Annotated in this window: 22 protein-coding genes and 1 tRNA gene; 13 read left to right on the forward strand and 10 right to left on the reverse strand. The window is 61.2% G+C overall.

Going from position 1 to position 20087, the window contains the following annotated elements; all coding sequences use genetic code 11:
* Positions 1-19 precede the first annotated feature (19 nt).
* Together P0648_RS10180 and tpiA are read left to right on the forward strand one after the other, a co-directional pair.
* Positions 20-547 (forward strand): multiprotein bridging factor aMBF1, encoded by a 528-nt coding sequence (locus tag P0648_RS10180; protein ID WP_276247359.1) that lies wholly within the window; start codon positions 20-22, stop codon positions 545-547.
* A gap of 48 nt (positions 548-595) precedes the next feature.
* Positions 596-1240 (forward strand): triose-phosphate isomerase, encoded by a 645-nt coding sequence (gene tpiA / locus P0648_RS10185; protein ID WP_276247358.1) that lies wholly within the window; start codon positions 596-598, stop codon positions 1238-1240.
* Here tpiA and P0648_RS10190 read toward each other — a convergent pair.
* A complete protein-coding gene (locus tag P0648_RS10190) occupies positions 1237-2757 on the reverse strand; it encodes a DUF87 domain-containing protein (RefSeq protein WP_277503856.1) in 1521 nt (506 codons plus the stop codon). The genes tpiA and P0648_RS10190 overlap by 4 nt on opposite strands.
* A 65-nt stretch (positions 2758-2822) precedes the next feature.
* Positions 2823-3095 (reverse strand): hypothetical protein, encoded by a 273-nt coding sequence (locus P0648_RS10195; protein ID WP_277503857.1) that lies wholly within the window; start codon positions 3093-3095, stop codon positions 2823-2825.
* 80 nt (positions 3096-3175) lie between these two features.
* Here P0648_RS10195 and P0648_RS10200 point away from each other — a divergent pair, with 80 nt between their 5' ends.
* Positions 3176-3994: an aldo/keto reductase gene (locus P0648_RS10200; protein ID WP_277503858.1), complete on the forward strand. Its 819-nt coding sequence runs from the start codon at positions 3176-3178 to the stop codon at positions 3992-3994.
* 2 nt (positions 3995-3996) lie between these two features.
* Here P0648_RS10200 and dinB read toward each other — a convergent pair whose 3' ends face one another.
* Both dinB and P0648_RS20560 read right to left on the reverse strand, forming a co-directional pair.
* On the reverse strand, positions 3997-5238 hold the full coding sequence (dinB, locus tag P0648_RS10205) for a DNA polymerase IV (RefSeq protein ID WP_277503860.1): 1242 nt from the start codon (positions 5236-5238) through the stop codon (positions 3997-3999).
* Positions 5239-5395: 157 nt separating this feature from the next.
* Positions 5396-5584 (reverse strand): UBP-type zinc finger domain-containing protein, encoded by a 189-nt coding sequence (locus P0648_RS20560; RefSeq protein ID WP_369685091.1) that lies wholly within the window; start codon positions 5582-5584, stop codon positions 5396-5398.
* Between the two features lie 457 nt (positions 5585-6041).
* Here P0648_RS20560 and P0648_RS10210 point away from each other — a divergent pair, with 457 nt between their 5' ends.
* Positions 6042-6758, forward strand: a complete 717-nt coding sequence (locus P0648_RS10210; protein WP_276247353.1) for a hypothetical protein — start codon at positions 6042-6044, stop codon at positions 6756-6758.
* A 40-nt stretch (positions 6759-6798) separates the two neighbouring features.
* On the opposite strand, the gene P0648_RS10215 is transcribed toward P0648_RS10210, so the two are convergent.
* A complete protein-coding gene (locus P0648_RS10215) occupies positions 6799-8400 on the reverse strand; it encodes a COG1361 S-layer family protein (protein WP_277503861.1) in 1602 nt (533 codons plus the stop codon).
* Between the two features lie 125 nt (positions 8401-8525).
* Here P0648_RS10215 and P0648_RS10220 point away from each other — a divergent pair, with 125 nt between their 5' ends.
* The 4 genes from P0648_RS10220 to P0648_RS10235 all read left to right on the forward strand — a co-directional run bounded on the left by P0648_RS10220 (position 8526) and on the right by P0648_RS10235 (position 11595).
* A complete protein-coding gene (locus P0648_RS10220; protein WP_276247351.1) occupies positions 8526-9419 on the forward strand; it encodes an ABC transporter ATP-binding protein in 894 nt (297 codons plus the stop codon).
* Entirely contained in the window at positions 9412-10212 is an 801-nt protein-coding gene (locus tag P0648_RS10225) for an ABC transporter permease (RefSeq protein WP_276247350.1), read from the forward strand. Before P0648_RS10220 ends, P0648_RS10225 begins: the two co-directional genes overlap by 8 nt.
* Before the next feature lie 365 nt (positions 10213-10577).
* Positions 10578-11255 carry a peroxiredoxin-like family protein gene (locus tag P0648_RS10230; protein ID WP_276247349.1) on the forward strand — a complete coding sequence of 226 codons (678 nt, stop codon included), beginning with the start codon at positions 10578-10580 and terminating at the stop codon, positions 11253-11255.
* A 58-nt stretch (positions 11256-11313) separates the two neighbouring features.
* Positions 11314-11595, forward strand: coding sequence for a hypothetical protein (locus tag P0648_RS10235; protein ID WP_276247348.1), 282 nt, complete (start codon positions 11314-11316; stop codon positions 11593-11595).
* A gap of 3 nt (positions 11596-11598) precedes the next feature.
* On the opposite strand, the gene P0648_RS10240 is transcribed toward P0648_RS10235, so the two are convergent.
* Entirely contained in the window at positions 11599-12417 is an 819-nt protein-coding gene (locus P0648_RS10240; RefSeq protein ID WP_276247347.1) for a hypothetical protein, read from the reverse strand.
* Positions 12418-12649: 232 nt separating this feature from the next.
* On the opposite strand from P0648_RS10240, the gene P0648_RS10245 reads away from it, so the two are divergent.
* The gene (locus P0648_RS10245) at positions 12650-13357 is read left to right on the forward strand and encodes a ferritin-like domain-containing protein (RefSeq protein ID WP_276247346.1); all 708 of its coding nucleotides are present in this window, start codon (positions 12650-12652) and stop codon (positions 13355-13357) included.
* Between the two features lie 126 nt (positions 13358-13483).
* Positions 13484-13723 (forward strand): hypothetical protein, encoded by a 240-nt coding sequence (locus P0648_RS10250; protein ID WP_276247345.1) that lies wholly within the window; start codon positions 13484-13486, stop codon positions 13721-13723.
* A 153-nt stretch (positions 13724-13876) separates the two neighbouring features.
* On the opposite strand, the gene P0648_RS10255 is transcribed toward P0648_RS10250, so the two are convergent.
* Positions 13877-14054, reverse strand: a tRNA-Trp gene (locus P0648_RS10255).
* Positions 14055-14196: 142 nt separating this feature from the next.
* Here P0648_RS10255 and P0648_RS10260 point away from each other — a divergent pair.
* Positions 14197-14658 (forward strand): hypothetical protein, encoded by a 462-nt coding sequence (locus P0648_RS10260; RefSeq protein WP_277503862.1) that lies wholly within the window; start codon positions 14197-14199, stop codon positions 14656-14658.
* Between the two features lie 7 nt (positions 14659-14665).
* Here P0648_RS10260 and P0648_RS10265 read toward each other — a convergent pair whose 3' ends face one another.
* Positions 14666-14896, reverse strand: coding sequence for a DUF5795 family protein (locus P0648_RS10265; protein ID WP_276247343.1), 231 nt, complete (start codon positions 14894-14896; stop codon positions 14666-14668).
* A 44-nt stretch (positions 14897-14940) separates the two neighbouring features.
* On the reverse strand, positions 14941-15864 hold the full coding sequence (locus tag P0648_RS10270) for a DUF5794 domain-containing protein (RefSeq protein ID WP_276247342.1): 924 nt from the start codon (positions 15862-15864) through the stop codon (positions 14941-14943).
* Between the two features lie 473 nt (positions 15865-16337).
* Between P0648_RS10270 and guaB the strand changes: the two genes are divergently transcribed.
* Positions 16338-17831 (forward strand): IMP dehydrogenase, encoded by a 1494-nt coding sequence (gene guaB, locus P0648_RS10275; protein WP_276247341.1) that lies wholly within the window; start codon positions 16338-16340, stop codon positions 17829-17831.
* A 69-nt stretch (positions 17832-17900) separates the two neighbouring features.
* Here the strand turns inward: guaB and P0648_RS10280 are convergent, their stop codons facing one another.
* Positions 17901-18437: a GNAT family N-acetyltransferase gene (locus tag P0648_RS10280; protein WP_276247340.1), complete on the reverse strand. Its 537-nt coding sequence runs from the start codon at positions 18435-18437 to the stop codon at positions 17901-17903.
* A 111-nt stretch (positions 18438-18548) separates the two neighbouring features.
* Here P0648_RS10280 and P0648_RS10285 point away from each other — a divergent pair, with 111 nt between their 5' ends.
* Positions 18549-20000 (forward strand): ATPase domain-containing protein, encoded by a 1452-nt coding sequence (locus P0648_RS10285; protein WP_277503866.1) that lies wholly within the window; start codon positions 18549-18551, stop codon positions 19998-20000.
* Positions 20001-20087 lie beyond the last annotated feature (87 nt).

Below are 20087 nucleotides of genomic sequence, written 5' to 3' on the forward strand. Positions count from 1 at the left end.
ACCCTTGCTAAATGGGGCTATGGCTCAATGTGAGATGTGCGGAGCCGAGTCTGGTTCCCTCAAGACCGTGAAGGTAGAGGGGGCAGAACTCCAGCTTTGCGACAGCTGCTCGCAGTTCGGGACGGAGGTTCGAACGCAGGAATCGTCTTCCAGTTCGTCCACGAAGTACTCGACAAGCAGTTCTTCCGGGACGTCGTCATCTTCCTCCAGTAGCACGTCGAGTTCCTCGGGCGGGTCCTCGCGGCGGCGTCGGGACATGTTCGACGACATGGAAGAGGTCGCCACGGACTACGACGACCGCATCCGGAGCGCACGCGAGAAAAAGGGGCTGAGTCAGGAAGACCTCGCGAAGAAACTGAACGAGAAGGCGAGTCTCATCCGCAAACTCGAACGCGGTGACATCCTGCCGAGCGATTCCGTCCAGAAGAAACTCGAACGCTCGCTGGGCATCAGCCTCTCTGAGAGCGCCGACACGGATTCTGAGTGGGACGGCAGCGCCTCGACGACGACAACCCTCGGCGACGTGGTAAAGCGCAAGGACAACTGACGCGAGTCGTCTCGCAATCTATTTGTCGCCGGGGAATCGCCTCCCGGTATGTTCGTTCTCGTAAACCTGAAGGCCTACCCGTGCGACCCCGTCGCCATCGCGGAGGCCGCAGCGACCGTCGCCGAGGAGTCTGACACGCGAATCGCCGTCGCCCCACAAGCTGCGCACCTCGCCGCCGTTGCTGAGACGGGCGTCGAGACGTGGGCCCAGCACGTCAGTCCCGTCGAGTACGGTTCCAACACGGGGAGTACGCTGGCAGAAGCCGTCGCCGACGCCGGTGCGGTCGGCACGCTCATCAATCACTCCGAAAAGCGGCTGAAACTCGCCGACATCGACGCGAGCGTCCGCGCCGCAGAACGTACCGACCTAGAGACCATCGTCTGTGCGAACAACCCCGCACAGGTCGGGGCCGCCGCGGCCCTCGGCCCGGACGCCGTCGCCGTCGAACCCCCGGAACTCATCGGGACGGGAACGCCCGTGAGCAAGGCGGACCCGGACATCGTGACCGGCGCAGTCGAGGCCGCGACCGCCGTCGATGACTCGGTGTCCGTTCTCTGTGGCGCGGGCATCTCGACTGGAGAAGACGTCGTCGCCTCGCGCAACCTCGGCGCAGAAGGTGTCCTGCTCGCGAGCGGCGTCGCAAAAGCAGACGACCCGGTGGCCGCGCTGCGCGACCTCGTGTCCGGGCTTTAGACCAGGCCCGCGTCCGCGAGGAACTGCGTTTCGATGGCCTCGATGATTTCTTCGAACTCCGCGTCGCTGAGACGGCCGTCGTGTGCGGCTTCGACGAACTCCGGGACGCAGTAGTCGTACAGGCCGCGCCCGACGTGCGTTACCACACCCGCCCGGACGAGTATCCCGTTGTGGTTGTAGGCGATGGGGCGGTCTGCCTCCCCACCGGCGGCGACGTAGGCGTCCATCGGCTCTGCCGGCCCTGATTCACAGTAGTAGGCGAGCATTCCCCGGGCAATCGGGTCGAGGTCCGAAATCGCCCCTCTGAGTTGCTTTACGAGTGGCCGATTCTCGCCGATTGGGAGTTCTTCGAAGGAGGGCTCTGGAACGGCGTCTTCAGCTTCTTGGGGTTGTGATTTGGCTTCGCCGTTCGCCGTCGGCTGGTCATACTGGTCGAGGCCGGATTGTTCCTCGGGCCGCATCCGCGAGGGCTGGGTGTTGTCGAGCATCGCCTGGGCGAACTGGTCTGCCATCCGGCTCATGTCGCGGGCGTCTGCAAGTTCGGCTTCGAGCTGGGCAATTCGGTCGTCTTTCTTCTTGAGTTTGGCTTCGAGCCGCTCGACTTCGTTTTCGTGGTGTTCGCGCTTGTCGGTAATCTCCTTCAACTCGGAGACGAGCGAGTCGCTCACCGACTTCAGGTCGGGACGTTCGAAGTCGTCCAGACCGGGTGTGGCCCCAGCGTCGAAGGTGGTCTTGCGCTGGAACTGGACTCGGCGGATGGTTTCGGCCCAGTCGGTCATCAAGAACGCCTCGCCGTCGCCCATGCTCTCGATGGCGTTCGCGTACTCGGTTCCGAGGACGCGTTTGACGACTTTCGTGTCGTTGCCCCAGGTCAGGCGGTGCCAGACGAGCCAGTCACACTGTGTGATGAAGTCCTTTTTCACGTCGGCGGGTCGCTGGCTGATGCCCGTGACGCCGAGGCCGTGTTTGCGCCCGCGCTTGCCGATTTTGATGAGCATTCGTCCGCACTCGTCGAGACCCGGGCCTTCGGGGAGATACTCGTGGACCTCCTCTACGAGCATCAAAAACGGCTTCTTGAGTTTCTTCTCTTTGGCGAACAGTTGTTTCGAGACGGCGGTCAGCAGGTCTTTCGCCTCGTTCTCGTCGAGGTAGCCAGACACGTCGAGGATGATGGGGACGTTCCCTTCGAGGGCGAGCGAGGCGATTTTCTCTGCGTGTTCCGGCCCGACCACGATGTCACACTCCTCGTCCGCGCCGACGTGGAGTAACTCGAATTTCTCTTTGAGGCCGTAGTACTCGCCGTCGGTGTCCACGATGAGGATGGGAAAGTTGTTAGAGAGCAGTTTTTCGGCGACGACGCTCGCCGTGTTCGACTTCCCCGACCCGGATTTGCCCGTGATGAACCCACGGCCGGTGAGCACTTCGACGACCGGAAGCGTGATTTCCGCCCCGACCGTGCCCTCTCCCCCCGGCCCGTCGCTCACTTCTGCGACTGTGATAGTTTCTACGTCTGCCATGTGCTCGTATCCACATGGTCGCAGGCATGCATTATATAGTGTTGGCTGTCACCCTCGATCCAGCATCAGCCGCGAATGACCCAGTGGTCGTCGTCCTGTGCTTCGAGGTGGGCGGACTCGTGCATCCGCACGATGTACCCGGTCTGTGTCTGACTAACGTCGCAGTTTGCGTCCACCCGGACGAGGTGACCGATGAACTGCGCGGACGGCGGTTTCTGTGCCGCCCCGCAGTCGTAGATGGTGATGAGTTCGTCGCCGGCGGGAGCCTCGTAAACGATGATGTAGGCGTGCGGAGCGAGTTCCCAGCGTCCCGCGCCTGCACCCGCGAGTTTGTTCATGCACAGACCGAGACCGCCCGGCGATAAAAACGCTCTCACGGTTCCCAAACATTATTGTATCCCAACAGGTCACAGACTGCATGGATGACGCTGTGACCCACCCACCGGTCCATGGGATTCCAGCTCTCGGCCTCGGGACGTGGAAGAACACGGATTTCGGCGCGTGCGTTGGGAGTGTCCGCCACGCGCTCGACGTAGGGTATCGCCACATCGACACGGCCCAGTACTACGGGAACGAGGAGGCCGTCGGCGAGGGAATTCGCACCTCGACGGTTCCTCGAAAAGACATCTTCCTCGCCTCGAAGGTCTGGTTCGACAATCTCGCCTACGAGGACGTGATTCGGACGACGAAGGCCAGTCTCGACCGCCTCAGGGTCGAGTCGGTTGATATGATGTACGTCCACTGGCCTGCAGACGAATACGACCCGGAAGAGACGCTCGCTGCCTTCGCAGCCCTCAGAGACGACGGTCTGGTCTCACACATCGGCGTGAGCAATTTCACGCCCGAACTCCTCTCCGAGGCTCGTGAGACCTGTGACGCCCCCATCAGCGCGAATCAGGTCGAGATGCACCCGCTGCTCCAGCAGCCCGAACTGCGCGAGTACTGCGCACGCCACGACATCGCGCTCGTCGCGTACTCCCCGCTCATGCACGGTGACGTCGAAGAGATTCCACAGGTACGCGAAGTCGCAGCAAAACACGAGACGACGCCCGAGCAGGTGACGCTCGCGTGGCTCCTCGAAAAAGGTGTGGTCCCCATCCCGAAGGCGACGGGCCGGGCGCACATCGAACAGAATTGGGAGAGTCAATTTCTCGACCTCGACGCCGAGGACGTGGCGCTCATCGACGGCATTCAGCAAGAACGTCGTCTCGGTGACCCGCAATTTGCCCCGTGGTAGGCTCAGTCGAATTCTGACAGTGACCGCTGGCCGCGGCGAGCGTGGTTTTCCGGGGTGGATTGCTCGCCGCCATCGCTGCCCCAGCTATCGAGGCTGGCCTGGTCTTCTGCCGCGAACGAGAGTTTCGACACGCGAACGCCGAGTTTTCTCGCCGTCTCCCCTTCGAATTCGGTGAGCAAGGAGAGCGCTACGGATTCGACGAGCGAAGCGTCCTGTACCGGGCCGGATAGCGACGTTGCGCGGGTGTTCACGTCGAACGGTGGCGTCACTACCTTGATGCCAATCGTCTGGTAGAGGGCTCCCTCGCGGTCTGCGCGTTCGGCGACCGCCTTGGCGAGTCGGCGCACCGTCTCGCGGTGCTGGTCCGCATCGGCCGTCTGCGGGAAGGCAGACTCCCGCGAGAAACTCTTTGGCTTGCCCACCGGTTCGACCTCGCGAGCGTCGTCGCCGTTCGCCCGGTCGTGCATCTCGCGGCCTCGTTCGCCGAATCGATCGACCAGTTGCTGGCGGTCCGCGCTGGCAAGGTCGCCCGCCGTCTCGATGTCCATCTCCCGCAGTTTCCGCGCCGTGACCGGGCCGATGCCGTGGACGAACTCGATGTCGAGCGGTGCGAGAAACTCCCGGACCGTCCCGGGTTCGACGACGGTGAGGCCGTCAGGTTTCTCGAAATCGCTCGCGACTTTCGCCGCGCTCATGTTCGGCGCGACGCCGATACTCGCGGTCACGCCCACCTTGCGGGCGATGCGCTGTTTGACGTAGCGGGCGTACCCCTCTGCGAGCGTCCGGGTTCCGTCCGGGGTTTTCTCCCACGCCGTGCGGTCTGTGACGTCGAGGTAGGCTTCGTCGATGCTCACCTCTCGCAGGGTGTCGGCGCAGTCTCGAAGGATGGTTTTCACCTCTGCACTCACCTCCTTGTAGAAGGAGATGTCCACCGGGCGGTAGTAGCCGCCTGCCTCGCCGTCGTCTGCGTCGTCGATGCGGGGGAGGAGTTCGAGCGCCTTCGAGATGGGTTGGGCGCTCTCGACGCCGAAGGCACGCGCCTCGTAACTCGCTGTGGCCACCGCGCCGATGGTTTCGCCGGGTTCGTAGCCCATCCCGACGACGACGGGTTGTCCGCGGAGCGTGGGTTCGCGAAGTCGTTCGCACGCCGCGTAAAAACAGTCCATATCGACGTGCAAGATGATGCGCTCGGGTCCCGTTTCGTGGGAGACGCCGGGCAAGCGTGCACCACCTGAATTGCCCATGGAAACCCTACTCACTCCACCGTGTTAAGGTTCCTGAAGCGGGTGGGTGCCCCTGTTACACGACCAGGCGGATGTGTAGGCTTGTGTGGACGTTCTACCTGGAAATCCACGTCTACGGGCATGCTGGTTGACCGGTGAAAAAATGAATGGCGTGTGTCTACGAGGTGGTGTTGGTCCACCGGACGCCTGACGAGTGTTCTGCGTGGCCGTACATCGTCCCCGCGTACTTTTCTAAGTCAGTGATTGTCGTACAATTCAAACACGCCCATACTTCGTTGTTGTTTATGCCGAACACACGGACGAAGTCTGGCGTAACGAACCCCCCACAGTTGGAACATTGCTTCATGCTAACTTACCCCCCTTGCAACCTTCATTGCATGGTTGGATGACCTATTAAATGTATCTACAGTTGCGCTTGGTTATTGACAGACTACCATCGAATTGTGTAAATTTTACAATCTTATCGTGAATGGGTTTCCGAATGACCATATAACGTGATAATTCTCGGACGTTCAAAATATAGCGAGTTTCCCGGTTTCGGCGGCAGGCACGTCATAACCCAGCTGTCGGTCGGTTCAGGACCGTTGGTGAACCGCCGGGCTGTGGCGACTATCTCCGAACCAAGTATTACTTATTAATTTTGATATATTGGGTGGATAAATCTGAAAACAGCATCCATAATCAGTATCAGTCGGCTTCGTAAGCAGTTCCTAACTTACGAAACAGATATGCTCTGATAGCAACATTATACGGAGTGGTGTGAAACCGTGAGGGGAGACCTTATCATACTTCAAGTTGGATCGTTGCAGGACTCACTGACTGCGTTGATAAACGACGTGATTGCGTTTATCCCGAACCTGGTCGGTGCCCTGCTCATCCTGCTCATCGGGTGGATCGTCGCACGCGCCGCGATGCGCGTCGTCGAATTCATCGCAGACCGCATCGAACTCGACCGCGTCGTTCTTTCGACGCCGCTCGGCGACATATTGGGTGGGACAGAAAAGGCAGTATCTCACTCGTTTGGGCTGCTCGCCTACGTCTTCGTGCTGGCCGTGGCCGTGCTCGCGGCCGCGGACGCACTCGCCGTTCCGCTGTTAAGCCAGTGGATTTCGGAGGCCGTCACGTACCTGCCGTCGCTCATCGCCGGGCTCCTCATCATCGTGTTGGGGTTCGTCGTCGCTGACTTCATCGGTGACGCGATTCAGCGGACGCGCGCCGCGACGGAGACGGCGTACACGAGCTGGTTCGCCACGGGCGTGCGCCTGTTCCTGTACTTCACCGTCGTCGTCATCGGTCTCGACACGATGGGCGTGGACGTCGAACTGCTCTACATCCTCGCGACCGCGTTTGCGGGCGGCATCGCCGTCGCACTCGCACTCGGCGTGGGTATCGCCCTCGGCTGGGGTGGCAAGGACTACGTCGCACAGAACATCGCCGGCTGGATGAGTTCCGCCCGGGGTATCAGACCGGACTCGGAAGGTCCGATGACGGGTGGCGAAACCCCCGCTGACGACGACTAATCCGGTCCTTTTCCCTTTTTCGACCCGGTGAGTGGCAACGCTACCGGCGTCTGTACCACCAGACCGAGGCGACCACGACGGCAACCACGACGAGTCCGACCGCTTCGACTGGAATCGACTGTGGTTCACCCGCCACGACCGTGACCGGAATCGGTTGCGATTCGACCCGTGCGGTTCTAGTTGCGGACTCGTAGCTGAGAGCGAGCGTTGCGACCTGCGTCTTCGGGATGGCGTCGTCGGAAACGTCGAGGTCGAAGCGCAGGGTTGCCGATTCACCAGCGTCGAGCCGCGAGACGAACGTCGTGGCGTCGGCGCTCGAAAGCGGTTCGACGGGCTGTAGCTGGGCGGTGACGTCGGTGACCTGGGTGTCGCCTTCGTTCGTGAGTCGAACGACGAGGATGCCGCTCGAATCGACTTCGAACGTTGCGTTTACCGGCGTGACGCTGAACTGGTCGCGTTTCTGTGCGACGGGAATCGCGAGCGAGAACGGTGCAGTCACCTGTTTCCCGGCCGGGGAGCGGTACTCCACCGTCGCTGAGAGGCGGCGCGTCCCGGCGGTGGCGTTCGGGACGACGGCGACCGTATATTCGAACGCGGCGCGCTCACCCGGTTCGAGGTCCCCCACAGGAATCGCGGTGTTCTGAGCGACGAGCGGCGGGGCGACCGGTTCGAGCATCACGACCACGTCCGTCACGGCCACGCCCCCAGTGTTGACGACGCTGCCCGAAACCGTCCCGTCGCCGCCCACGCGGAGCGTGCTGGTCACGTTCTCGATGCTGAAAGGCTGGCCCGATTGAGGCTGGATACCGAGCGAGGTGGTTCCGGACTGCTGTTCTAGGCCCGCTGCATCCTTATACTGGACGGTGGCGGTGGCGGCGTAGTTACGAACCAGCGCGTCCGTGGCCAGTCCAGCCCGGACGGTCACGCGCGTGGTGGCCCCCGGAGCCAGCGTGCCGAGGAAGTTCTCGGCACTGGCCGCGCCCGCACCGAAGGTGAGTTCCGGGTCTGCAGATTGGACCAGAAGCGTGGCGTCGCGGGCCGGTTCCGTGCCGTCGTTGGTCACGTCGAGCGTGACGGTGCCCGTGCCGCCGACGGCGACGGCGGACTCGACGGTGCGAATCGAGAACTGTGCCTGGTCTTCGACGACGACGGTCACGGGCAGTTCTTCGGTGCGCGACCGCTCGGTGAACCGGACCGACCCGTCCGGACTGGTGATGACTTTCGCGGTGTGTTCGAACTCGACGGTGACAGTCAGTTCGTAGGTGCCAGGCGTCGTATCGTCCGGCACGACGACTCGTATCGGATACGGCCCGGCCACGCCTTCGGGGAGCGTCCCGACCGGCGTCGTTCCTGTGCGTATCGAAATCGGACTCGATTCGGGGGCGGTCACTGAAACCGTCGTCGCGCGGGCAGTCTGGACGAGTTGTTCGAACTCGTCGGCACCCGAAACCAGAATTTTCCCCGTGTTCACGAGGAACAACGAAACGGTGCCGTCGGTGCCGGGAGCGATGCGGTTTTCGGGGATGTACGCGGTGAACTCCGGCCGCCCCGAAACGCTCGTATCCTCCTGAAACCCGACGACGGAGCCGACGCTGCTCGTGAGAAGGAGCACCACCACCAGCACGGCCCGTACGATGTGCATACCTGTAAATATGCTTAGAAGATAGATAACCGTGTGTACTGGTATGTTGGGGCTAGTTTCGGTCCAGTCGTCCGGTTCACCAACTCGCCAGCGATTCTATATGTTCAGCCGGCTTATGTCCACTCGTGACTGCGCTTATCGAAACCGATGGGCTCACCAAGTACTACGGCGAGGTCAGGGGCATCGAAGACCTGACGTTCTCGGTGGACGAGGGGACGATATTCGGGTTCTTAGGCCCGAACGGCGCGGGAAAGAGCACGACTATTAGAACGCTTCTAGGCCTCCTCCACCCGTCGAGCGGGACGGCGCGCATCCTCGGTCACGACGTAACCGACACAGCGGCATTGACCGCGGCGAAACAGGCGATTGGCCACATCCCCGGGGACTTTCGCTTCTACCGGAACACGACCGGCACGCGGATGCTCGACTACTTCGCTCGCCTGCGCGGGGACGACCGAAGGGAGGAACTCCTCTCGCTCTTTCCGATACCAGAAGACAGGAAGGTGAAGACCTACTCGCGGGGGAACCGCCAGAAACTCGCCATCGTCCAGGCGTTCATGCACAACCCCCGACTCGTCATCATGGACGAACCGACCTCCGGGCTCGATCCGCTCGTCCAGGAGAGGTTCTACGACTTTCTGCGCGAAGAACAGGCCGCGGGGGTCACCACCTTCTTCTCGACACACATCCTGAGCGAGGTGCGGAAAATCTGTGAGGAGGTCGCCATCATCCGCGACGGCCGCCTCGTGGCGCTCGAAGACATCGACGCGCTTCTGGCCAAGAGCGGAAAAGTCGTCCGCGTCTCGCTCGAAGAATCCGTCGACCCCAGCGAGTTCTTGATGCCGGGCATCGCCCGCACCGAACTCGACGAGGAGGGCTATCTTCGCCTCATCGTCACCGAGAATTACGATGGTCTCATCGACGAACTCGCCAGGTACACCGTCCGCGACCTCGACATCAGAGAGACGTCCGTAGAGGACGTGTTCATGCACTTTTACGACGGTGATACCGGTGCTTGAAATCGCCCGGTTCGAGGCGCGCAGGCGACTCCGGGGTGCCACCGCCCTCACGATTCTCGTCCTCGCGCTCATCGCGCTGACGGTCGGTCTCTTTCCATCTATCTCGGAGTCTGACGTGGATTTAGACGCCTACCTCGACACGCTCTCACCGGAGCTCCGCCAGAGTTTCGTCGGAAGCGTCACCTCGCTTTCGACCATCGACGGCTATCTCGTTTCCCAGTTGTACGTGCTCGTCTGGTTACTCATCCTCGGCATCTACTTCGCGTACGCCGCCGCCTCGCTCGTCTCAGCCGAGGTAGAAAATCGCTCGATAGACTTGTTGCTCGTGAACCCCATCTCCCGAACGCGATTCGTCGTCGAGAAGTTTCTCGCACTCCTGCCAGTGAACGTCGCCGTCAACGCCGTTTCCCTCCTGGCCGTCTACTTCGGCATCCAATTTGTCGGCGAGTCCGTACCGCTCGCGGACCTCGTGGCACTCCACGTGTTGTTCGTTCTCTATCTTGCCGCGTGCTCCGCGCTCGGCCTGGTCGCCTCCGTCGTGTTCGACGATGTACGTCGGGCACAGGGCGTCGCCATCGGGTTGCTGTTCGCCACCTACTTCCTCGACTCGCTCACTCGCGGCACCGACTATGAGTGGGCCGGCCAGTTCTCGTTCGCCCGCTATCTGGACCCCGCAGACGTGCTCTCGCTCGGGGAAATCGACTGGCTCGGCGCGGCGGTCCTCCTCGCGGTCACGCTCGGCCTCGTGATGCTCGCCGCTGAACTGTTCGAAGACAAAGATATCAACGGGTGACCGTCGATCGGACCGTGGCTGTACCGACGGAGACGGCGACCAACGCGATATTTAAGGTGTTTAATATGCTATAATGTGTTATTACCACGTCGAAGAAATGGTTAAGTAGATGTGGTATGTTACACAGTATCACTATGCCAAAACGCAGCCGCCGGCAGACCATGAAAGACGTAGACCACACCCCTCCAACAGGCGAATCCGTAACAAATGTTTGGAGTCGTGGACGAAAGCGAGATACAGAGCGAAACGAGTAGCCGATATTCAGATATTTTAAACAGTCTCACCATCGAGTCGGTAGAGTCATCATTTTCCACGCAGAGCGCGTCCTAGTCACTCTGTGTCCCACTGGGACGTAGATGATGCGCATGAGCAGTGAATTCGGTCGGCAGCTAGACGATGCGGAACACGAGTGGCGAACAGGGTTCGAACGGGGGCCAACCCGCACGCGATGGACGGTGCTCCCGGTGCAAGTTGGCGACCCCGCGCCGGATGTGACCTTACAAGACCACATGGGGAACTCCCGAACGCTGAGCGAGTTCTGGACTGGCGACCCTGCGCTCATCCTCTTCTGGCGTCAGTTCGGCTGTGGCTGTGGCGTCGAACGGGCCGCCCGGCTGAAGGAAGAAATCGCAGCGTACGTCGATGCGGGCGCGTCGGTGGTGATTGTCGGCCAGGGTGAGCCAGTGCGTGCCGCCGCGTACGTCAAAGAACACGGTATCTCGTGTCCGATTCTCTGTGACGTCGAGCTGAAGACGTACGTCGATTACGGCCTCCTTGAGGGAATTCCAACCCAGGTGTTCTACGACGCGTCACCCGAGTTGATTCGCCGTGACCCCGAGGCCGGTGCCGAACTCGCGGAAACCCGCCATCAATCGGGCCGCCCGCTCGTGGATAACGGCTGGCAACTCCCCGGAGAGTTCATCGTTGATAGCGACGGTGTCATCCAACTGGCCTACCGCTATCAGTACTGCGAGGACTTCCCCGACCCGCGCGTCCACACGACGACGCTTCGAGAAATCGCCAGACACCAGAGCGAAAGCTAAGCCGCTTGCGCGCCTATATTCGACATTCCTGCGTGTACCACACGCAGCGACGAAACCCATGTACGTAGAAATCGAACGCGAGGACGCGACGCGCTCACCGGTAGCTGGTGACGAACCAATCGTCCCCGGGGCGACTATGTCGTGTCGCGCCCACCTGAAAACCACCGTCTACCGCAACATCTGGGTGATTACGGTCGATTCCATCGAGGAGTTAGCGGCGTTGATTCCCGAACCCATCTCCGTCCTCCCAGCAGAACGAAACGCCACCGACGCGAAGGTCGTCATCCACACGATGCCGGAGCGACCGGTGAAAGAGCGCAAACCGATTCCCGCCGCCTAACGTTCACGCCACTTTTTCGAGCAGCCACGCGAACAGCACACCCCAGACGAATCCGGCGAAGTGGGCGTACACGTTCGTCACAGCCCCGGAAGCGACGATCTGGGCCGGAAACAGTCCGTAGACGAGCGCCGCGAGCATCGCGCAGACGAGGACGACGAATCCGACGTCGAAAACGGTGTGGCGCGTGCGAATTGCCGCCGTCGGCCCGAGCGTTCGGTAACCAAGTGCCCCGAGGGGCAACCCGATGCCGAGACTCACCAACCCGAGTTCGAGTATCGAGAGCGTGCTGGCGTAGATGATGAGGAGTTCTGCGAGCAACACGATTGCAACGATTTGGCCGACGTAGAGCGCCTGTTCGCGCGAGTAGTGAGTCCGCACCCAGACGAGGAGCGTCACGAACAGGAATCCACCGAAAGCGGCGACGACGCCGGAGAATCCTTTGCTCTCGATACGGACTGCACCGGGATGTGCGGTGGCGAGCAGCGCGTAGCTCGACAGTGAGACGAGTATCGGAACGGCGACCAGGAAACAGAGCGACGTCGTCCAGAACCATCGGCGTCTTCGAAGGAGGAGGCACGTGAGATAGACGACCACGGACACGCTCGCGAACCCGACGACGTTGTTCCAGAGGTGGGCAGCCGAGAGGTGGACGTACGACGCTGTGAGCAACGCCACTGGTCGAATCGCGTCGTGAGTCAGCGTCAACTGCTCTTGGATGGCAACTGGAAGGAATAGATACGCCGCGACGAGGACGCCAGCCACCGAAGCGAGGGCTGCGAGGTCTGCGACGACGACTGCTGTGCGGTAACCCAGCGCCCGCATGTAGTATCGGAGATACGATTACTGAGGCTTTGTATGTATGGGCGGTCGGAGGCACGATTCCGCACAGAGGCGGGGAACGTATATTCCAACCGTGAAACACAAAAAATATGGTAATTCAAAATATTTTGTGCATATATTCGGCCCGTTCCGAGACATTTGTGTGGAATTTGGGTGAGAGTCTGGCAAATTCCTTTCAATCGCTTCGCCATCGATTCGAGCGGAGTTACAGACAATGGCTACCAATCCAGCCGAGAACGACGGTGTCTCCGCGATGCAGCACGCGATTAGCGCAGTAAACGACCGACTCACCTCCCGCCGTGATTTCCTCACGAAGGGGACGGCCGCAGGCGTTGTCCTCCTCGGTATGGGTGGCAGCGCAGTCGGGACCGCAGGCGCACAGGAGGAGGACGAAGACGCACCAACCGACGTGGACGTGCTCAACTTCGCTCTCACGCTCGAACACTTAGAAGACGTGTTCTACCGCCGCGGCGTAGAGCAGTTCTGTAGTACGGACTTCGAGCGTTGCAAGACCCTGAACGGCTTCAGCGCCCGCGTCCGCAAGGACGTCTACAACAACATCGTGGACATCGGCGACCACGAATCGACCCACACTGAAGTCCTCACGCAGGTCATCACCGACCTCGGCGGCGACCCCGTCCCCGAACTCGAATACGAATTCGGCTTCGAAACCCCTGAAGAGTTTCTCGCCATCGCGCAAGTCCTCGAAAACACCGGCGTCTCCGCCTACGACGGTGCAATCAACAAAATCGAGAACAAAGAACTGGTCACCGCTGGCGCAACCATCGCGACCGTCGAAGCCCGTCACGCCTCCTACCTGAACCTCTTGAACGGCGCAGACCCCTTCCCCGCCGCCTTCGACGAAGCGAAATCGAAGGACGAGATTCTGGAGGCCGCAGGCGGCTTCATCGTCCAGGAATAACTCGGTTCCTCCCTCGCGTGGTTCCATTTTTTAGCAAGCAATCCGCACAGCGACGGCTTCGTCACCAGCACCCGGTATGTTAACTGATTGAACAAAATTTATACCGCATTTCGGGGTATGAATCGTATGGCTGGTATACACATCTCCCTCTCTGGACCGGTCGCCCTCGCGGTCGCCCTGGTCGGCGCGTTCCTCATCTACCGAGACGGTCGAGGTCGCAACATGGACACCGCCGACATGTGGGCCGTGGGCTTCTTCATCGGGTTTTTCATTCCGCCCATCATCGGCGGCCTCCTCGTCCTCGCGTTCTACCTGAGAAAGCGCAAGCCGAAGCGGACCGTCCCGTACGGCGTCCCCGCACAGTAAGACCAGAACCGCGCACCGGACCGCAAATTGCGAACCCTTATCCCAACACGACGGGGAGCACAGATTGCTTCGGCTTCATCAAACGGCGAATTTCGATAAAGAGTATTACAAAAGCTCCGCTGTCTGTCGATTTGAGTCCGGTAAAAGCGCGAGTGGGGTCGGAGGGATTTGAACCCCCGATCGACTGATATCTCCGGTACGCCTCGGTACTCCAGAGGGTCGTCAACGCGCCTGATGATCAGTCGGGCGCTCTGTATATCAGTTCTGGAGTGTCGTCACCGAGCGTGTTACCTCTGGAGTCAGTCGCCATGCCGGGCTTGGCCACGACCCCGCGCATCTCACCGTTGGACAATGGCACCTAAAGTGGTTTCGATTCAGTGGCGGAAAAACACGCCGCGTGCGCGGGATTTCCGTCGTCGGCTACCTGAGAAATCTGCGGATGATATTTCACTCCGCGGTTGCTATCGCCTCCAATGCCCGACTACCGTGCCATCGGCCTCGGGGCGCTCGCACAGACGAGTTATCTCGGAGTGCTCTACGCCGCCTGGCCGCTCCGTGGGCAACTTCTCCAGAGCCTCGTGCTCGTGGCGCTCACGGGCGTTATCGGGGGGGTCATCGCCGGGCGGTTGGCCGGCGAACACGGGTTCGACCGGACGAGCCACGGCTTTGCGAGCAGTCTCTGTGGCGGGGCCGTCTTCGCGCTCACCTTCTATCTGCTCAAGACGACGCCCGGGCTCATCGAGGGAGCCTACTGGAGCGTCGGGTACGTCATGGCGACGACAGTCCCGTTTCCGGAACTCATGTTGCGCGACGGGGGGCTGTGGCTCGTCGTCGGCTGGAGCGTCTTCGGCGGGGTGACCATCGCGCTGGTCGGCCTCGTGGCGGGGTATCTCGCGCCGCCGGCGGACCAGGAGTTAGTGTTTATCGAGGAGTAGCGCCGGTTCAGTCGTCGCGGTCGTCTGCCGCCCAGTCGCAGTCCTGGCACTTCCAGCCCGTAACGAACTCCATGACGGAGGGCATGTAGCCCACTTCGAGGACGTTGCCGCCGCAGTCGGGGCACTCGCGGTCTGCGTCGCGAATCGGTTCTGCGTCCATGACGTCGTCGCCTTCGATGAGTGCGGCGAGTCGTTTGGGCGTGACCATGCGACCCTGCACGACACGATTATCAGCCATAGAAAAGCGGTGGGGCGCGTGCCCCTAAGTGTTAGCGCTCTCGGTCAGAGCCACGGAGCCCGGTTTTCGGATTCGCCGGGATAGCCGTAGGCCCCCGAGTCGTCTTCGTCGTCGCCGCCGTCGGTGACCGCCTGCGAGTGGACAGGCTGTGGACGGGTGGCGGTCGGTTCGGGTGCTGGCTCCGGTTCCGTTTCCGGTGGCGCGGTGGTCTTGGTGCGCTTTGGAATCGTCGCGTTGTCCGGGTCGAACGCGAGGATGGTCGCGATGCCGAGGACAGCGAGCGCGATTGGTGCGTCGGATGGGACGCCGGGCACGTGCAGGATGGAGAGTGGTAGCATCCCGAGGGCGACGGCGCTCCCGAAGCGGAAGCGGTCGATGTCCACGACGCCGCGCAGCCACGGGCCGAGCAGCGCGATGGAGAGCGCAAATCCGACGCCGACGCCGGCGGCGGCCGCGGCCCGGACGATGAGGTCCGGGTTCAGCGCGAGCGCGAACTCGAACCCGGAGACGTCGAGGCTGGCGAGGAGGCCGAGGCCGATGATGACCCCCGGCCGTGGCAGGTACTCGCCGATGGTGGCACTCGCCGTCTTCGCCGCGATGGCGAGGATGACGAGCGCGGCGAAGCGCTCGAAGGTGTCGAGCATGAGTACGCTCTTGATGGTCGGTGCGAGAGCTGCTTCGAGGGCAGCCAGTGCGATGAGCGGAATCCCGACGATGAGAATCGTCTGTGCCTGTTCACGCGGGGTTCCGTCCATTTCTGCGAGGATGACCGCGACGGTCGCAGAGCCACCGAAGACGAGCAAACCGACTTCGAGGATGCCCGTCACACTGTCGAGTGCTCCCGCGAGCACGAGTGCAGGAAAGATACCATCGATGAGCGGCAGCGCCATCACCGTGACGAGTAACTTGGCTGCGCCGCCCACCTGCCGCTCTAACCGTAGTGCGATTGGGTGTTGGGAACTACTCATTTCGGACTACTGGTGGCCGTCACCATAGGCCAAACGGCGATATGAAGGACGATACCGGCGATCAACGCTGTCGCGTTTTCGCCAGAGTCCAACCGATGGGAATCCTGCCAGTGTAAAAATGGATTTCATCGCATTAATGAGTGTAAAGGTGCCGGAACTGTCGTTGTTCTGACCGGCCGTACTCCGTGCGATGGGACTGGCAGCGTCCATACGCTACCCACAATCGTGATAGTCATAAATATTGTGTGAGAGATGGTTCCACGCCGCTCGAAAATCGAACGTGAGACGTTCTCAAGATAGTCAAACCCACGCGTTCTCGGAGAATTAGTGGACGTTCGTCTATCTGTTGGCGTGAACTCCGTTCCGTTGCCCGAGCGGTTTATCAAAGGCTGTGCGGTGTCGGCGTCGTGGGTAGGGGCCGCATGGAGGGTAAATCTCGCAACGCTTTTGAGGGACGATTGCTGACGATTTATATGGCGAACGACGTTCCCGAAGACGAACCTTTCTCCCAGAAGTTACGCGTCCCAGAGGCGCTCACGTTCGACGACGTCCTGCTTAGACCCAAAGAGAGTCGGGTCGAACCTGACGACGCGGACGTGGCAACGCACGTATCGAAGAACGTCACCCTCAACGTACCCGTGCTCTCCGCGGCGATGGACACGGTCACCGAAAGCGACCTCGCGACGGCGATGGCGCGACAGGGTGGCATCGGCGTCCTCCACCGAAACATGGACGTCGAGACGATGGTCGAGGAGATACACCGCGTCAAGGCCGCAGACGACCTCATCATCCGCGAAGTCGTCACGGCGAATCCCGACATGACCATCCGCTCCGTCGACCAGCTCATGGAACAGCGCGGAGTCAGTGGCGCACCGGTCGTAGACGACGAGAACTGTGTGCTCGGCATCATCAGCGCGACGGACGTCCGCCCGTACCTCGAAGTCGGTGAGGGCGACGAGGTCCGCGAGGCGATGACCGACGAGGTCATCACCGCCACGGAGGCCGTCACCGCACGCGAGGCGCTCGAACTCATGTACGAGCACAAAATCGAGCGCGTCCCAATCGTGGACGACGACAACAAACTCATCGGCCTCGTGACGATGCAGGGCATCCTCCAGCGTCGTGAGTACGACAACGCCGCCCGAGACGAGACCGGCAGCCTCGTCGTCGGCGTGGCCGTCGGCCCGTTCGAACTCGACCGCGCAGCGGCCGCAGACGAGGCCGGCGCGGACGTGCTCTTCATCGACTGCGCACACGCGCACAACCTGAACGTCATCGACAGCGCCCGCGAGATTCAGGAGTCCGTATCGGCGGACGTCGTCGTCGGGAACATCGGTACCCGAGAGGCCGCGGAGGCCATCGTCGACTTCGCAGATGGCATCAAGGTCGGCATCGGCCCTGGCAGTATCTGTACGACCCGCGTCGTCACGGGTGCGGGAATGCCACAGATTACGGCCATCGCGCAGGTCGCAGACGTCGCCGCACCCGAGGGCGTCCCCGTCATCGCAGACGGCGGGATTCGCTACTCCGGTGACGCCATCAAGGCGCTCGCCGCAGGCGCAGACGCCGTCATGCTCGGGTCGTATTTCGCCGGGACCGACGAGGCTCCGGGCCGCGTCATCACGATGAACGGCAAGAAGTACAAGCAGTACCGCGGCATGGGCAGCGTCGGCGCGATGCGCTCTGGTGGCGGCGACCGCTATCTGAAGGGCGAACCTGAGGGTGAAGACGAATACGTCCCCGAAGGTGTCGAGGCGGCGACGCCGTACAAGGGTAGTCTCGCGAGCGAACTCCACCAACTCGTCGGCGGCATGAAAAGTGGGATGGGCTACGTCGGTGCCTCCACGATTCCGGAGTTCAAAGAACGAGCCGAGTTCGTCCGCATCTCCTCGGCCGGACAGACCGAGGGCCACCCACACGACGTGATGATTACGGACGAAGCACCAAACTACAGCCCACAGCAGTAACCCACACCGGGAACGTTCTTTCGACGCCGGACGAGGAGTTGCGACGCGAAGACAAGACGACTCGCTGACTCAGCGTCCGGCTCGCCACTCGTCTTCGAGCAGACCGAAGTAGTGGGTGTCGTGGTACGCGCCGTTTACGAACACGTCCTCGCGGTGAACACCCTCCTCGGTGAACCCGAGCCGTTTGAGTAGGCCCATCGACGCTTCGTTGAACGAAAACACGGCGGCCTGAATGCGGTGCATCCGCAGCTGCTCGAAGACGTATTCGACGGTCAGTTCGACTGCGGCCTTCGCATAACCCTCCCCCTGATAGTCGGGGACGAGCCAGTAGGCGAGTTCCGCCTGTCCTGTCTCGCGGTCGATGGGGTCGAGTTCGACGACGCCCACGCGCCGGTCGTTGCTCACGATGAGCAGTTGGACGATGCTCGTGTCCGTACTCATCTCCTCGAAGTACTGGCGTTCCTGATAGCCGTTGGTTGGGAGTTGCTGGCCCACTGGCACGCGCACTGACGGATGGTTTACGTTGTCGCGCAGGAACTCCAGGTCGTCTTCCTCTACGGTTGCGAGCGAGACGCGTTTCCCTTCGAGGACGATAGCCCCTGGCATGCATCGAAGCACTCCGCCGTGGGTCAAAAAGCTTCGTTGCTACAGCAATTTTCCAACAATCGTGAGTGTCACAATAGCTAACATTATGCTACGCCGGGGTAATTGTTGGCCATGCCTGTTTCTATCGGTGATGTCGAGTTAGACAGGGCGCTGGGCGGGGGAATTCCAGAGAATCGAGCGGTGTTGCTCACCGGCGAACCCGGTGTCGGCAAGAGCACGCTCGCGATGCAGTACCTCCAGACAGGGCTCCGAGATGGAGAACAGTGTGTCTACGTCAGCACCGAGCAGACGTTAGACGAAATCGCGGATTCGTTCGCACCGTTCGAATTCGACCTCGACCACGAGGGATTGACCATCGGAACACTCCACACCCAACCTGGGGGCACCATCGAGAACGCAGACGCGTTACGGTTGACGACGCTCGCCGGAGAGAACGTCACGGAGGGAATTCCCGTGCCGTTCGAAAACGCTCACGTCGCGAACTATCTCCGTGACTTTGGTCCTGCAGACCGTGTCGCCTTCGACTCGATAACCGCACTTCGGCCGATTATCGACGGCGACGCGCTGTTCTCACGGGCGGTTCTCGACCTCATTCACCTCTTTACAAACGAGTTCGAGGCGACGACGCTGTTGACCGCAGAGCGCAATCCAGAGAACACGGACCTCGGCAACCAGTACAAGACCCACGGCGTCATTTCGCTGTGGCGAGATATGGTCGGCGGCGAAGACCACCTGTTCACGAAAATCAACAAACTGCGCGGGGTGGACCACGACCGGCGAACGTTCGCGACTGAGTTCACTTCTACAGGTTTGCGTACCATCCCACGTCTCGAAACCGTCGCGAACGCTTACCTCGACATCGACCTGCTCTCGACCGGAGTCATCGGCCTCGACGACCTCACCGGCGGCGGCGTGCCAAAAGGCGGCGTGAATCTACTCAAAACGGACGGCCTCGCGACCATCCGGTCGTTTCTCGCGAATCTCCAGACGCAAGCGGTCGAGGAGGGCTATGCAGTCGCGGTCATCCCGCCGCTCGAACTGGATGTCGACCGTCTGTGTTCCCTGTTCGACCGACAAATCGGCGACGTAGACACGTTACTGGCAGAAGACCGCCTGTTCATCCTGGACATGATTAGCGAACGCGATCCCATCCACGAGAATCACCTCGTCTACCAGGACGGTGAGTACGAACCCACGGAAGCAATCCAGGAGATCTTCGACCGAAAGGGGTATCGACCGCTGTTCGCGACCGTTCACGCTCACTCGTTTTTCGAATCGATTGGCGAGCAGGAACTCAGGAATCTGCGAACGTGGTCGCAGGCGAACCTCATCAGCGAACAGGACGTCATCTCGTACGTGATGAACCCCCGACTCGTCTCAGACCAGTTCGTCGCCTACCTCGAAGACACCTCCCGTCAGGTGCTCTCTACGTACCTCAAAGATGGCCTCCAGTACATCGAACTGGAGAAGTCCCCGAGTGGGTACCTCGGGAGCACGCGCCTCGTCGAGTACCTCGACCACTACCCCTTCGTCCGCGTACAGTCGACGAGAAACGGCTTTTAACGGAGCCTGTCGAGTCAACGTGTCGAACTCAGCAGTGCACCGCCGGTCGGGACATTCTACGCACGGTGGAATCTCCACCCTTAATGA

The sequence above is a fragment of the Haladaptatus sp. DYSN1 genome, assembly GCF_029489995.1.
In the GTDB taxonomy this organism is placed as follows: Archaea; Halobacteriota; Halobacteria; order Halobacteriales; family Halococcaceae; genus QDMS2.

Bases quoted from the DNA above. Each gene is read 5' to 3' on its own strand.
- P0648_RS10180 (WP_276247359.1), top strand. From the start codon at position 20: ATGGCTCAATGTGAGATGTGCGGAGCCGAGTCTGGTTCCCTCAAGACC.
- tpiA (WP_276247358.1), top strand. From the start codon at position 596: ATGTTCGTTCTCGTAAACCTGAAGGCCTACCCGTGCGACCCCGTCGCC.
- P0648_RS10190 (WP_277503856.1), bottom strand. From the start codon at position 2,757: ATGGCAGACGTAGAAACTATCACAGTCGCAGAAGTGAGCGACGGGCCG.
- P0648_RS10195 (WP_277503857.1), bottom strand. From the start codon at position 3,095: ATGAACAAACTCGCGGGTGCAGGCGCGGGACGCTGGGAACTCGCTCCG.
- P0648_RS10200 (WP_277503858.1), top strand. From the start codon at position 3,176: ATGGATGACGCTGTGACCCACCCACCGGTCCATGGGATTCCAGCTCTC.
- dinB (WP_277503860.1), bottom strand. From the start codon at position 5,238: ATGGGCAATTCAGGTGGTGCACGCTTGCCCGGCGTCTCCCACGAAACG.
- P0648_RS20560 (WP_369685091.1), bottom strand. From the start codon at position 5,584: ATGAAGCAATGTTCCAACTGTGGGGGGTTCGTTACGCCAGACTTCGTC.
- P0648_RS10215 (WP_277503861.1), bottom strand. From the start codon at position 8,400: ATGCACATCGTACGGGCCGTGCTGGTGGTGGTGCTCCTTCTCACGAGC.
- P0648_RS10230 (WP_276247349.1), top strand. From the start codon at position 10,578: ATGAGCAGTGAATTCGGTCGGCAGCTAGACGATGCGGAACACGAGTGG.
- P0648_RS10235 (WP_276247348.1), top strand. From the start codon at position 11,314: ATGTACGTAGAAATCGAACGCGAGGACGCGACGCGCTCACCGGTAGCT.
- P0648_RS10240 (WP_276247347.1), bottom strand. From the start codon at position 12,417: ATGCGGGCGCTGGGTTACCGCACAGCAGTCGTCGTCGCAGACCTCGCA.
- P0648_RS10245 (WP_276247346.1), top strand. From the start codon at position 12,650: ATGGCTACCAATCCAGCCGAGAACGACGGTGTCTCCGCGATGCAGCAC.
- P0648_RS10250 (WP_276247345.1), top strand. From the start codon at position 13,484: ATGGCTGGTATACACATCTCCCTCTCTGGACCGGTCGCCCTCGCGGTC.
- P0648_RS10260 (WP_277503862.1), top strand. From the start codon at position 14,197: ATGCCCGACTACCGTGCCATCGGCCTCGGGGCGCTCGCACAGACGAGT.
- P0648_RS10265 (WP_276247343.1), bottom strand. From the start codon at position 14,896: ATGGCTGATAATCGTGTCGTGCAGGGTCGCATGGTCACGCCCAAACGA.
- P0648_RS10270 (WP_276247342.1), bottom strand. From the start codon at position 15,864: ATGAGTAGTTCCCAACACCCAATCGCACTACGGTTAGAGCGGCAGGTG.
- guaB (WP_276247341.1), top strand. From the start codon at position 16,338: ATGGCGAACGACGTTCCCGAAGACGAACCTTTCTCCCAGAAGTTACGC.
- P0648_RS10280 (WP_276247340.1), bottom strand. From the start codon at position 18,437: ATGCCAGGGGCTATCGTCCTCGAAGGGAAACGCGTCTCGCTCGCAACC.
- P0648_RS10285 (WP_277503866.1), top strand. From the start codon at position 18,549: ATGCCTGTTTCTATCGGTGATGTCGAGTTAGACAGGGCGCTGGGCGGG.